Below are 13,314 nucleotides of genomic sequence, written 5' to 3'. Positions count from 1 at the left end.
CATTACCCCTCAAGCTCGTCTTTAGCTGGCTCTTTTTGCAACCAAGCATATCCTTGGGATTCTAACTCATGAGCCAAAGTCGCATCGCCACTTTTGACTATTTTGCCGTCCGACAAGACATGAACAAAATCAGGCTTGATATAATCCAAAAGACGCTGATAATGAGTAACAACAATAAAACTACGATCCGCTGAGCGCTGGCTATTAACGCCCTCTGCAACGACTTGCAAAGCATCAATATCCAAACCTGAATCGGTTTCATCAAGAATACAAAGCTTTGGTTGAAGCAAAAGCATTTGCATCAACTCATTACGCTTTTTTTCACCACCAGAGAAACCTTCGTTAACGCCACGTTTTAGAAAAGCAACAGGCAAATCAACTTGCTTACAAGCCGCTTTGGCTTCTTTCAAGAAATTAGCGGAGGTAATAGCGTCTTCACCACGTGCTTCACGTTGCGCATCAACAGAGGCTTTCAAAAACTCTAAGTTACTCACACCCGGAATTTCAACAGGGTATTGGAACGCCAGAAACAAACCCGCACGCGCGCGCTCTTCTGTTTCCATTTCAAACAGATCTTTACCATCTAGCGTTACGCTGCCACTGTCTACCGTGTAACCATCACGACCAGACAAAACATAGCCTAAAGTACTTTTGCCCGCGCCATTTGGCCCCATAATGGCATGCACTTCGCCAGGTTTAATATCCAAACTTAGCCCTTTAAGGATCTGCTTTTCTTCTACGCTGGCGTACAAATCTTTTATCGTCAATAAACTTTCAGTGTTCGACATCTTCAATAATTCCTTAACCTACAGAGCCTTCAAGGCTAATTTCTAGTAACTTGCCCGCTTCAACGGCAAATTCCATTGGCAATTCTTTAAACACTTCCTTACAGAAGCCATTCACAATCATGGATACGGCTTTTTCAGGATCAAGACCTCGCTGACGACACAAAAACATTTGCTCATCACTAACTTTAGATGTGGTCGCTTCATGCTCAATAATCGCGGATGGATTACGACTTTCTACATAAGGAAAAGTATGCGCGCCACACTGATCGCCAATTAACAACGAGTCACACTGAGTAAAGTTACGTGCACCATCAGCCCCTGGATTCATTCGAACAAGACCACGGTAACTATTGTTACTCTTGCCAGCGGAAATACCTTTCGTAATGATGGTCGACTTGGTGTTTTTACCAATGTGAATCATTTTGGTGCCGGTATCAGCTTGCTGACGACCACGAGTAAGGGCAACAGAGTAAAACTCACCTACGCTGTTATCTCCTTTCAAAATACAACTAGGGTATTTCCAAGTAACAGCGGAGCCTGTTTCTACTTGAGTCCAAGATATTTTGGCGCTGGTATGACAAATTCCACGTTTGGTAACGAAGTTGTAAATACCGCCTTTGCCGTTTTCATCACCTGGATACCAGTTCTGAACGGTGGAGTATTTAATCTCCGCATTGTCCATAGCAACCAATTCAACCACGGCAGCATGCAATTGATTTTCATCTCGCTGTGGTGCAGTACAACCTTCAAGGTAACTTACATGGCTACCTTCATCCGCAATGATCAAGGTGCGTTCAAACTGACCTGTATTCTGCTCATTTATGCGGAAATAGGTAGACAGCTCCATTGGGCAACGCGTGCCTTTTGGAATATAAACAAAGGAGCCATCCGTAAACACAGCACAGTTCAATGCAGCGTAATAGTTGTCTTTCTTCGGAACAACGCTGCCTATGTATTTTTTTATAAGGTCTGGATACTTTTGAATTGCTTCAGAAATCGGACAAAAAATAACACCCGCCTCTTCTAACTTACCTCGAAAAGTAGTTACCACAGAAACTGAATCGAATACCGCATCCACAGCGATACCAGCCAGCATTTGTTGCTCTATCAGGGGGATACCAAGCTTTTCATAAGTACGGAGCAACTCAGGATCAACCTCGTCCAAAGACTTAGGTTTATCTTTCATGCTTTTTGGTGCTGAATAATAGGAAATCGACTGAAAGTCAATTTTTGGATAATCGACTAATGCCCAATCTGGTTCTTCCATTTCAAGCCATTCGCGAAATGCACTTAGACGCCACTCAAGCATCCATTCAGGTTCGCCTTTCATTTCAGAAATACGCTTAATGACACCCTCATCCAAACCAGGCTCAAACGTCTCTGACTCTATATCAGAAACAAAACCGGCTTCGTATTCCCTTGCCAGCGCCTTATCTATCTGTTCAGTCATATAAAAACTCACTCATCATAAGAGCCAACACACTGAGCATCAGTGCGTCACGCTCTACTAATTTATTCTTTACTTAATCAACTATCGCCGCAATTATCTTACTGCTCTCAAAACCATTTTTTCGGCCTTCAAGATCTTGGCGCTCTGCAACTTGCCGTACTTCATTACGATGAACCAGTTGCTCTAAGCTGATTTGGCTTAAAAAATTGTGTATTTGATCACTTAAATCACACCATAAATGGTGAGTAAGGCAAGTGTTACCGCTTTGACAATCACTACGCCCTTTACACCCAGTCGCATCAACCGACTCATTTACAGCATCCACTATCTGCGCGACAAAAATATCATCATTTGAACGACTCAGACGATATCCACCACCCGGACCTCTTACACTAGTTACCAATGCCTTCTTACGAAGCTTAGAGAACAACTGTTCAAGGTACGATAAGGATATTCCTTGTCGATTCGAAATATCCGATAAAGACACTGGCCCTTGATCCGAATGCAATGCCAGATCAAGCATGGCGGTTACCGCATAACGACCTTTTGTTGTCAGGCGCATAAGTTACCCAAATTAGATTATTCTTTGAGTGTAAATAATACACAAAACCTACTGTTTTGATCAAGTATTTACCTGACTATTTCAGTAGGTTATTACCTCACCATAATATTCAGCGCATATTTTACGTGCACTATGGGAAAAACAAAACTGCATTCTGCAGTTTCAAAAAGCATCATGGGAATAATACTTACAATGAAAGCCATCCAATAATGCTAATAGCACGTAAAAATAAAACAAAAAACTTGTCCTTTCATGACAAATACGCACACTAATAGATAGTTAAATGAGCCGAAAAAAGAGGATTGATAATGCCACCCAAAGGTAATAATGAAAAAATTCTTAGCGAAGAAGTGCCTGAGAAAAAACCGAAAGGAGTTTTGATTCCAATTTTATTGTGTTTCCTTTTGAGCGTGGTCGCTTCATCAGGTATTTCCTACTTTCTTCTACAGTCTAGTAAAGGAGGCTCAGCAACAACACTTAAGGCAAATGAGCAGAACGATTTAATTGCCAACTTACAAGAATCCCTTTCGCAACAAAAAATAAAAATACAAGCCATTGAAGATCAGAATAATGTTCTGAAGCTGTACCTCAGGCACAGCAGCGGTACAGCGCTAAAAAACATCTTAATCAACCAAGAGCAGAATATTCAAGCGTATTTAAAAGTCATGAAATCTGCTATAGACGATCTATCAAAGCTTATTCCTAGAACAACAGACTGGAGCAACGAGTACCAATATCAACTGGATCTGGCACAAAAAGGCAGTATAGAAAGAGAAGACTTACTAAAACTGTTAAAAACAGGCGAACCGAACGAGAAAAATCAGTAGATACCAACGATTTCAGCCGAGCCAAAAAAACTGAAATACATAAGGACGTAACTTTTGCTATTGTCGATATTAAAAAACACACAACTATTAAAAAATTATGACGCAATAAAAACCAGTTTCTGGTTCACGCCTTGTTTAATCTTATTTCTGACTATAACAAGCTGTCTGATCTTGCTGTTTATTGATCTGTATGCAGGGTTAGACACTGTTCATTGGTTGGCTTTTTTATACCATGCTGATGCAAACATCACTCGTAGTTTACTGACCACTATAGCTAGCAGCGTTATGACCGTTGTCAGCATCACCTTCTCAATTACCATTGTTGCCCTCACCACGGCATCATCTCAATTTGGACCTAGATTAATTCGTAACTTCATGGAAGACAAAAGCACCCAAATGGTACTTGGTGTCTTCATTTCTCTCTTTATTTACTGCCTCATTTTGGTCCGTATGACAGACGACTTTGCAGAGGGCCATTTTTTACCTGGCCTAACTTTCGCGGGGGCTATCGCCATGACCCTATGCGGCATTCTTTTACTTATCTACTTCATCCACCATGTTTCGCAAAATCTGCAATCAGACAACATAATTGACAATGTTTATTCAGAACTGCAATACAGTATCAATCAGATTTTTAAACAACAAAAAGAGGAAGAATACGCAACTTCTAGCGACAATAACGCCATGAAAAAAACAGATATTGAGAGAAAACTCGTTAGCACCATGAATAAACGAGAAGCCATTCCACTAAAAAGCCCAGCATGCGGCTACATTCAAACCATTAACTATGCCCACTTAACAAAAGTGATGAAAAAACTAGATGGCTACCTTGAAGTGTCCGTTAATCCGGGGGATTTTGTAGTAAACCGTATGATCACTATGAGCTGCCACACCAAACCCCTTTCTAAAGAGGATGAAGAGAGCCTACATAACGGCTTTACTTTGGGCCCCAAACGCACACCAATCGAAGACCCAGAGTTCGCGGCTCATCAGCTTATTGAGATCGCATTAAGGGCTCTTTCTCCCGGCATTAACGACCCTTACTCTGCCATTGCATGTGTTGATAAACTGACAGCCATGATCTGTAATTTGACGCAAGAGCACTTCCCACAAGGAATAACATGCGATAAAGATGGCACTGAACGCGTTAGCTACAAAGCCACCTCTTTCCAAAACCTCGCCAACATCGCCTATGATCAAATACGCCAATACTCACAAACGTGTCTGGCTGTACAATTACGCTTACTAGAGGGTCTGATTCGAGTGGCTGAACAAGCCAGTCTCCCGACACACTGGTCGTTTGTACGTCACCAGAAACAAATGATTGAACACAGCCTAAAGCAACAAAACTTAATTGATTTAGACAAAAAAGAAGTGACGAATCGTTTGCAGGCTCTCGATGAACATCTTAAAAAAACGGTTAGTACCTAACATAAAAACCAATTAGAGTAATGGAGCTTTTCACCTCACCCCATTACTCTAAAAGAGCACTGATACTTTAAAGAAAACTTACAAAGAGCATGCCAGCTCTGTCCCTTTTTTGATAGCTCGCTTCGCATCCAGCTCCGAAGCAACGTCAGCTCCACCGATAAAGTATACGGGTTGGTCAAGCTCCTCTTCTAATAATCGGTTAGGTTCTTGTCCGGCACAAACAACCACAGTATCGACGTCTAGACACTGATAATCACCATCAACTAAGACATGAAGCCCTTCATCATCAATACGCTGATAATCACAACCAGACAAAAATACAACACCTTTTTTGAGTAACTCAGTACGATGAATCCATCCTGTCGTTTTTCCTAAACCTGCACCTACTTTGCTTTTCTTACGCTGCAAAAGAAAAACCTCTCGCTCCGATTTTTCAAAAACAGATTTCATTCCTTCCACGCCACCTCGAGCAGAAAGTGTCATATCCACACCCCACTGAGACATAAACCCTTCAATGTTTTGCGCCTTATGCGATACCGAATCGATTAAGTATTCACAAATATCGAAGCCTATTCCTCCAGCACCGATGACAGCAACGCGCTTGCCAACAGGATGACCCTTCATGACATCTAAGTAGCTCATTACCTTTTTATGTGCGACGCCATCAATAGCGGGGGTTCTAGGTAAAATACCTGTCGCCAATACAACCTCATCGAACTGGCCTTTTTTCAATAAGTCGCCATCCACTCGAGTGTTTAATTGTAAATCGACTCCAGTCAGTTCTATTTGGCGCTTGTAGTAGCGTAATGTTTCATAAAATTCGCCTTTCCCTGGAATACGCTTAGCAATATTAAATTGCCCACCAATTTCACTCGCCCCATCATACAAGGTAACCTTATGTCCGCGCTTAGCCGCTGTTGTCGAAAATGCTAATCCAGCAGGTCCAGCGCCAACGACCACAATATGTTTAGGGCTCTCTGTTGGGAAAATAACCAACTCAGTTTCATGACACGCCCTAGGATTAACAAGACAGGACGTCAATTTGTTTGCAAATACATGATCCAAGCAAGCTTGGTTGCACGCTATACAGGTGTTAATTTCATCCGCACGATTTTGCTCTGCTTTTATAACAAACTCAGGATCCGCGAGAAAAGGCCTCGCCATTGATACGATATCAGCATCGCCACGAGCCAAAACTTGCTCTGCAACTTCCGGTGTATTAATACGGTTTGAAGTAACCAAAGGAACTGTTAATGACTTGCGTAATGCCGCCGTTACCCATGTAAATGCCGCGCGAGGCACCTTAGTTGCAATCGTCGGCACCCGTGCCTCATGCCAACCAATACCAGTACTGATAATGGTTGCTCCGGCCTGCTCAATGGCTAACCCCAACGTCACCACTTCTTCTATACTACTGCCGCCTTCGACCAAATCCAGCATAGAGAGTCGATAAATAATAATAAAATCGTTGCCAACAGCTGCTCGAATCCGCCCAACAATATCGATAGGCAATCTGATTCGCCCCTCGTACGCACCACCCCATTCGTCTTCACGATGATTCGTTCTAGAGGCAATAAACTGATTGAGAAAATAACCCTCGGACCCCATCACTTCAACACCGTCATAACCCGCTTTTTTTGCCAGAACTGCCGCATTGATGAAATCTAGGATTTGTTTTTCAATACCTTCAGCCGTTAATGCTTCAGGTTCAAACGGGTTAATAGGAGCTTTTATAGCGGATGGGGCAACCAATTTCGGGTTATAAGCGTAACGTCCTGTATGCAATATTTGCATACAGATTTTTCCGCCGGCTTCGTGAACCGCATCAGTAATAACTCGGTGCTTTAGCGCATCTTGTTCCGATGCCATCGTCGCTGCACCAGCATATACCGCACCTTCAGAATTAGGTGAAATACCACCCGTGACAATGAGCCCGACCCCGCCTCGCGCCCGTTCAGCATAAAAGGCAGCCATACGCTCAACTCCGCCTTTTATTTCTTCTAAACCTAAATGCATAGACCCCATCAGTACGCGATTTTTTAACTGAGTAAACCCCAGATCCAATGGTTCAAATAAATTTGGGTACGTAGAATGACTCATAATAACGACTCGCTTTGTTTATTATTGTTTGTTTTGCCGCTGACCGCGTGCAATTTTGACACTGTCAAGATAGTTTTTAATATAGACATTGTCAAGATGAAAGGCTCTAATTGACCTATGTCTATATTAAAAAAACACTATCACCATGGCGATCTAACAAAATCGCTACTTGAATCTGCTTCTTTGATTATCAAAGAACAAGGAGCAGAAAGTCTCAGTATGCGCAAACTAGCCGATACTGTTGGTGTCTCAAGAACGGCGCCATACCACCATTTCAAAGATAAAAATGCCTTACTTTGCGCATTAGCAGAACAAGGATTTTACGAACAAGAAAAAATACTTAACTCTTTAATCAAACAAAATCATACTGCAGAAGAATGCTTCAAGAAGTACGTACATGCCTATTTAGAATACGCCCTACTTCACAGCGAAACATATGACCTTATGTATGGTAGAGCGATATGGAAAGCAGGTAACCCAAGCCCTTCATTAAAAGCAGCGTCTAAACAAACATTTAAGATATGGATAGATTGGGTAGAAGAGCTACAGCAGCACAAAGTACTACCGAGCAACAATACGCCATTAAGAATAGGGCAAACGACGTGGGCAAGCTTACATGGATTAGCCAGACTATTTATAGACGGGATCTATCTCGATCAGGCAGACTTATCAGAAATGATAGAGCAAATGATTAAGAATCTTCGTCAAGAAAGCTCAACCAGCACCTAGATTTGATCGAGTATTAGACAACATTTGCTCTCTTCGTAAGCGCTTAACATCTCGATGACTTAAATAAAGCAATGGAGTGATGACCAACAACGAACCTATAAACAATCCTATATCAGGCGTTTCACCAAATACCCACCACCCAATTAAAAAAGCAAAAATCAACCCCGAATATTCAGCACTCGTCACCTTACTTGATGCCACATAACGATACCCAACCAAACATGACACGCTGTACAAAATAGAACAAACAGAAGAAAGCGCTGCGTAAACCAGTAACTCAATCTGAAAAGCTTCACCTTCCCATAAAGCCAACCCTCCAGCTAAAGGTAATGCAAAAAACTGAGTCACTAACAACCCATAAAGCATATCTTGTTGCTGTGGCAGCTTTTTTATCAATAAACTGTTTGCAGCCAGCACAACTGCAAAAAGAATAGCACTTACCATTCCGAACGTAATTTCTGTCGGTCTTAAAATTATCAAAATACCCATGAACCCCAATACAGTCGCTAGTACAACATCCATGGTTAAGCGCTCTTTATAGAAAAAAGCCCCAAACAACATGATAAAAATAGGTGCGGTATAAAACACAGCATTCGCTGTCGCCAAAGATAATTCAGCCAAAGAAAGAACAAGCAGAACGGCAGCCAAAACCCACATATTGCCACGAATAAAGTGAAGCTTTAACCCTAAAAAAACAGCCGATTTAGATCGATGATAAAGTCTAAGAGCGACAATAGGTAAAAGTATGAAGCACATAAAAGCAGCACGAAGAAAAGTAAACTGAAAAATAGCCACTTCAGAACCAGCTAACTTGATAAATACATCACACAGAGTTGCGAAAAAACTCCCTAATACTAAAATTAAAATAGCACTACTAACAGTACGACCGGACACTTCAACCCCCTTAGAATTAACCCGCTTTAGACCAGCATAATAAATCCCAAGCATTAGATAAAATGATATATTTAGACATAGTATTAGTTATTTGGATAATGTAAGTATGCTTCCTCCTCTGAAATCACTGCCCGTATTTGAAACAGTCGCCCGATTGAATAGCTTTTCGCGCGCAGCAGAAGAGCTCAACGTAAGCCAAAGCGCGGTATCTCATCAAATACGAATCCTCGAAAATCACCTCGGGGAAAGCCTCTTTCATCGTCTAGGTAGAAATTTAGAGTTAACAAAAGAGGGGAAGCAATACCTAGACACTATAAGCAACTCTCTACTACAAATTTCAGAAGCCACAACACAAATCAAAGGAAAACAAAAAACACATATTCGGTTGGCCGTATACAGCTCATTTGCTGTTTATTGGCTAATCCCAAGGCTGCCTGAATTAAAACGCCTACACCCAAACTTAGAACTCAGCATTGAAATGAGTCACGGCACCCCAGACCTTTCCGATCGTACCGCAGATTTTTTCATCACAATAGAAAAAGAAAAAAGGGGCTTTCTATTTGAATCTTTTTATGAAGAAGAGCTATTTCCCGTATGCAGTTACAGCTACCTTGAAACGATCAAAAGCAGATTGAACGTAATATCTAGTAAAGAACTCATAGAAAAACTCAACACAATACCCAACCCCATAGCACAATTTTCACTCATCACCTCACACAGTATCTATGACCGTCATTTTGAAGACTGGAAACGCTGGTTTTCAAATCTACAACAATCTCTACCAAACGCAGTACAATTCCATCGTTTTAGCCATCTTATGCTTGCCTATGAAGCCGCAAAGCATTCACTTGGCATCGCACTTGTAAATGACTATATGATGAATGAAAAAAATGACGAAACAGAGCTAATAAAACTACCCTGTAGTGCATTCAAAACAGGCGATAACTTCTCTTTAGCTTATAAAGAAAGTCGAAAAAATGAAGAGGCTATTCAGTATTTGAGAAAGTGGTTAAATGAAGAAGCAAAGACACTATATCGAGATAATTAACAAAGTATTTTATTCTAAGGTTTGTTGCTACGCTTCTATCAAACCATCTTACGTTTAAACACTAGCTACCAAAACAAGGCTTTCCATTGTTACCCACTAAAGTAGATTTTCCACTATCAGGCATCTTTATGTTCCAGCACCAAGATAGACGACGCCTTCCCTGATCACTTTTCTTAACCATTTATTTCAGCCAAAAAAAAGCCCTGACAGCGTTAGCTATCAGGGCTCTCTTAATTTAAGCTTGACGACGACCTACTCTCACATGGGATCTCCCACACTACCATCGGCGATGGCGCTTTTCACTTCTGAGTTCGGGATGGGATCAGGTGGTTCAACGCCTCTATGATCGTCAAGCAATTCTGCTGCGTTCGTTCCGGTGGTGTCTTTAGATGATAATGTCTATCCTCTGTTTCTTCCCACCAAAACACGCGAAGACATGCTTGGATCTTTAACAATTCTTTTTTGAAATAACAATAATCAAGGTTAAACCGATGTTCATCATTGCTGATGTGTATCGTAATCTGTGTCTGTGTTTTTAAAGTATTATTCTTTAAAACCACTTTGGTGTTATATGGTCAAGCCTCACGAGCAATTAGTATTGGTTAGCTCAATGCCTCACAGCACTTACACACCCAACCTATCAACGTCCTAGTCTCGAACGGCTCTTTAGGGGACTTATGTCCCAGTGAGATCTTATCTTGAGGGAGGCTTCCCGCTTAGATGCTTTCAGCGGTTATCCCGTCCGAACGTAGCTACCCGGCAATGCCACTGGCGTGACAACCGGAACACCAGAGGTTCGTCCACTCCGGTCCTCTCGTACTAGGAGCAGCTCCTCTCAAATCTCAAACGTCCACGGCAGATAGGGACCGAACTGTCTCACGACGTTCTAAACCCAGCTCGCGTACCACTTTAAATGGCGAACAGCCATACCCTTGGGACCGGCTTCAGCCCCAGGATGTGATGAGCCGACATCGAGGTGCCAAACACCGCCGTCGATGTGAACTCTTGGGCGGTATCAGCCTGTTATCCCCGGAGTACCTTTTATCCGTTGAGCGATGGCCCTTCCATACAGAACCACCGGATCACTAAGACCTACTTTCGTACCTGCTCGACGTGTCTGTCTCGCAGTTAAGCGTGCTTTTGCCTTTACACTCTACGCATGATTTCCGACCATGCTGAGCACACCTTCGTGCTCCTCCGTTACTCTTTGGGAGGAGACCGCCCCAGTCAAACTACCCACCACACAGTGTCCTCGATCCAGATAATGGACCTGAGTTAGAACCTCAAACATACCAGGGTGGTATTTCAAGATTGGCTCCAATAGAACTAGCGTCCTATCTTCAAAGCCTCCCACCTATCCTACACAAATAGGTTCAAAGTTCACTGTGAAGCTATAGTAAAGGTTCACGGGGTCTTTCCGTCTAGCCGCGGATACACAGCATCTTCACTGCGATTTCAATTTCACTGAGTCTCGGGTGGAGACAGTGTGGCCATCGTTACGCCATTCGTGCAGGTCGGAACTTACCCGACAAGGAATTTCGCTACCTTAGGACCGTTATAGTTACGGCCGCCGTTTACTTGGGCTTCGATCAAGAGCTTCGCTTGCGCTAACCCCATCAATTAACCTTCAAGCACCGGGCAGGCGTCACACCCTATACGTCCACTTTCGTGTTTGCAGAGTGCTGTGTTTTTAATAAACAGTCGCAGCCACCTGGTATCTTCGACCGACTAGTGCTTACGGAGCAAGTCCTTCACACCGGCCGGCGTACCTTCTCCCGAAGTTACGGTACCATTTTGCCTAGTTCCTTCACCCGAGTTCTCTCAAGCGCCTTGGTATTCTCTACCTGACCACCTGTGTCGGTTTGGGGTACGGTCAATGTATATCTGAAGCTTAGAAGTTTTTCCTGGAAGCATGGCATCAACCACTTCGCCCAAAAGAGGGCTCGTCATCAGTTCTCGATCTTCCCACTAAAGGGAGGTGCCCGGATTTGCCTAAGCACCTAACCTACCGCCTTAAACACAGACAACCATCGCTGTGCTGGCCTAGCCTTCTCCGTCTCTCCATCGCAATATACATCGGTACAGGAATATTAACCTGTTTTCCATCGACTACGCATTTCTGCCTCGCCTTAGGGGCCGACTCACCCTGCCCTGATTAACATGGGACAGGAAACCTTGGTCTTCCGGCGGGGGAGTTTTTCACTCCCCTTATCGTTACTCATGTCAACATTCGCACTTCTGATACCTCCAGCCTGCCTTACAGCTTGACCTTCAACGGCTTACAGAACGCTCCTCTACCATGCCTAATAAATTAAGCATCCGTAGCTTCGGTGTACAGTTTGAGCCCCGTTATATCTTCCGCGCAGGCCGACTCGACTAGTGAGCTATTACGCTTTCTTTAAAGGATGGCTGCTTCTAAGCCAACCTCCTAGCTGTCTAAGCCTTCCCACATCGTTTCCCACTTAACTGTAACTTTGGGACCTTAGCTGACGGTCTGGGTTGTTTCCCTTTCCACGACGGACGTTAGCACCCGCCGTGTGTCTCCCGTAATTGCACTCATTGGTATTCGGAGTTTGCATGGGGTTGGTAAGTCGGGATGACCCCCTAGCCCAAACAGTGCTCTACCCCCAATGGTGAGATACGAGGCGCTACCTAAATAGCTTTCGAGGAGAACCAGCTATCTCCGAGCTTGATTAGCCTTTCACTCCTATCCACAAGTCATCCCCAGCCTTTTCAACGGATGTGGGTTCGGTCCTCCAGTTGATGTTACTCAACCTTCAACCTGCTCATGGATAGATCGCCCGGTTTCGGGTCTATTCCCAGCAACTAAACGCCCTATTAAGACTCGGTTTCCCTACGGCTCCACTACATGCTTAACCTTGCTACTGAAAATAAGTCGTTGACCCATTATACAAAAGGTACGCAGTCACGGAACTAAGTCCGCTCCCACTGCTTGTACGTACACGGTTTCAGGATCTATTTCACTCCCCTCACAGGGGTTCTTTTCGCCTTTCCCTCACGGTACTGGTTCACTATCGGTCAGTCAGGAGTATTTAGCCTTGGAGGATGGTCCCCCCATATTCAGACAGGATATCACGTGTCCCGTCCTACTCGTTTTCACTATAATGGCATTTTCGTATACGGGGCTATCACCCTCTACGGCGGCTCTTTCCAGAGCCTTCTACTAACACCAAAATAACTTAAGGGCTAATCCCCTTTCGCTCGCCGCTACTTAGGGAATCTCGGTTGATTTCTTTTCCTAAGGGTACTTAGATGTTTCAGTTCCCCTCGTTCGCCTCGTATGGCTATGTATTCACCATACGATACCCGCAAGCGGGTGGGTTTCCCCATTCGGACATGTTCGGATCAAAGTCTGTTTATCGACTCCCCGAACCTTTTCGCAGATTACCACGTCCTTCATCGCCTCTGACTGCCAAGGCATCCACCGTGCACGCTTGGTCACTTGACCATATAACCCAAAGTAG

9 protein-coding genes and 2 rRNA genes are annotated in these 13,314 nt (G+C 43.4%); 4 read left to right on the top strand and 7 right to left on the bottom strand.

From position 1 onward, the window contains the following. Positions 1-2 precede the first annotated feature (2 nt). The 3 genes from sufC to iscR all read right to left on the bottom strand — a co-directional run bounded on the left by sufC (position 3) and on the right by iscR (position 2,800). Positions 3-788, bottom strand: a complete 786-nt coding sequence (sufC, locus tag M3I01_RS04125; protein ID WP_255894317.1) for a Fe-S cluster assembly ATPase SufC — start codon at positions 786-788, stop codon at positions 3-5. Positions 789-801: 13 nt separating this feature from the next. Further along, on the bottom strand, positions 802-2,238 hold the full coding sequence (sufB, locus tag M3I01_RS04120; protein ID WP_255894316.1) for a Fe-S cluster assembly protein SufB: 1,437 nt from the start codon (positions 2,236-2,238) through the stop codon (positions 802-804). A 73-nt stretch (positions 2,239-2,311) separates the two neighbouring features. After that, positions 2,312-2,800 (bottom strand): Fe-S cluster assembly transcriptional regulator IscR, encoded by a 489-nt coding sequence (iscR, locus tag M3I01_RS04115; RefSeq protein ID WP_255894315.1) that lies wholly within the window; start codon positions 2,798-2,800, stop codon positions 2,312-2,314. A gap of 308 nt (positions 2,801-3,108) precedes the next feature. Here iscR and M3I01_RS04110 point away from each other — a divergent pair, with 308 nt between their 5' ends. Further along, positions 3,109-3,627: a hypothetical protein gene (locus M3I01_RS04110; protein ID WP_255894314.1), complete on the top strand. Its 519-nt coding sequence runs from the start codon at positions 3,109-3,111 to the stop codon at positions 3,625-3,627. A 54-nt stretch (positions 3,628-3,681) separates the two neighbouring features. Further along, positions 3,682-5,058, top strand: coding sequence for a DUF2254 domain-containing protein (locus M3I01_RS04105; protein ID WP_317133897.1), 1,377 nt, complete (start codon positions 3,682-3,684; stop codon positions 5,056-5,058). 78 nt (positions 5,059-5,136) lie between these two features. On the opposite strand, the gene M3I01_RS04100 is transcribed toward M3I01_RS04105, so the two are convergent. Continuing rightward, positions 5,137-7,158, bottom strand: a complete 2,022-nt coding sequence (locus M3I01_RS04100; protein WP_255894313.1) for an oxidoreductase — start codon at positions 7,156-7,158, stop codon at positions 5,137-5,139. A gap of 117 nt (positions 7,159-7,275) precedes the next feature. Between M3I01_RS04100 and M3I01_RS04095 the strand changes: the two genes are divergently transcribed. After that, entirely contained in the window at positions 7,276-7,887 is a 612-nt protein-coding gene (locus tag M3I01_RS04095) for a TetR/AcrR family transcriptional regulator (RefSeq protein WP_255894311.1), read from the top strand. Here the strand turns inward: M3I01_RS04095 and M3I01_RS04090 are convergent. Then, positions 7,873-8,781: a DMT family transporter gene (locus M3I01_RS04090; protein ID WP_255894310.1), complete on the bottom strand. Its 909-nt coding sequence runs from the start codon at positions 8,779-8,781 to the stop codon at positions 7,873-7,875. The genes M3I01_RS04095 and M3I01_RS04090 overlap by 15 nt on opposite strands. 106 nt (positions 8,782-8,887) lie before the next feature. On the opposite strand from M3I01_RS04090, the gene M3I01_RS04085 reads away from it, so the two are divergent. Then, positions 8,888-9,829 (top strand): LysR family transcriptional regulator, encoded by a 942-nt coding sequence (locus M3I01_RS04085; RefSeq protein WP_255894309.1) that lies wholly within the window; start codon positions 8,888-8,890, stop codon positions 9,827-9,829. Positions 9,830-10,068: 239 nt separating this feature from the next. Here M3I01_RS04085 and rrf read toward each other — a convergent pair. Further along, a 5S ribosomal RNA gene (gene rrf / locus M3I01_RS04080) occupies positions 10,069-10,183 on the bottom strand. 217 nt (positions 10,184-10,400) lie between these two features. After that, positions 10,401-13,298: ribosomal RNA gene (locus tag M3I01_RS04075) — 23S ribosomal RNA — on the bottom strand. Positions 13,299-13,314: the final 16 nt, after the last annotated feature.

This window comes from Marinomonas maritima (assembly GCF_024435075.2).
GTDB classification, from domain to species: Bacteria; Pseudomonadota; Gammaproteobacteria; order Pseudomonadales; family Marinomonadaceae; genus Marinomonas; species Marinomonas maritima.
The sequence above is the reverse complement of the archived record's forward strand: the minus strand, read 5'-3'. Positions and strand labels throughout refer to the sequence as shown.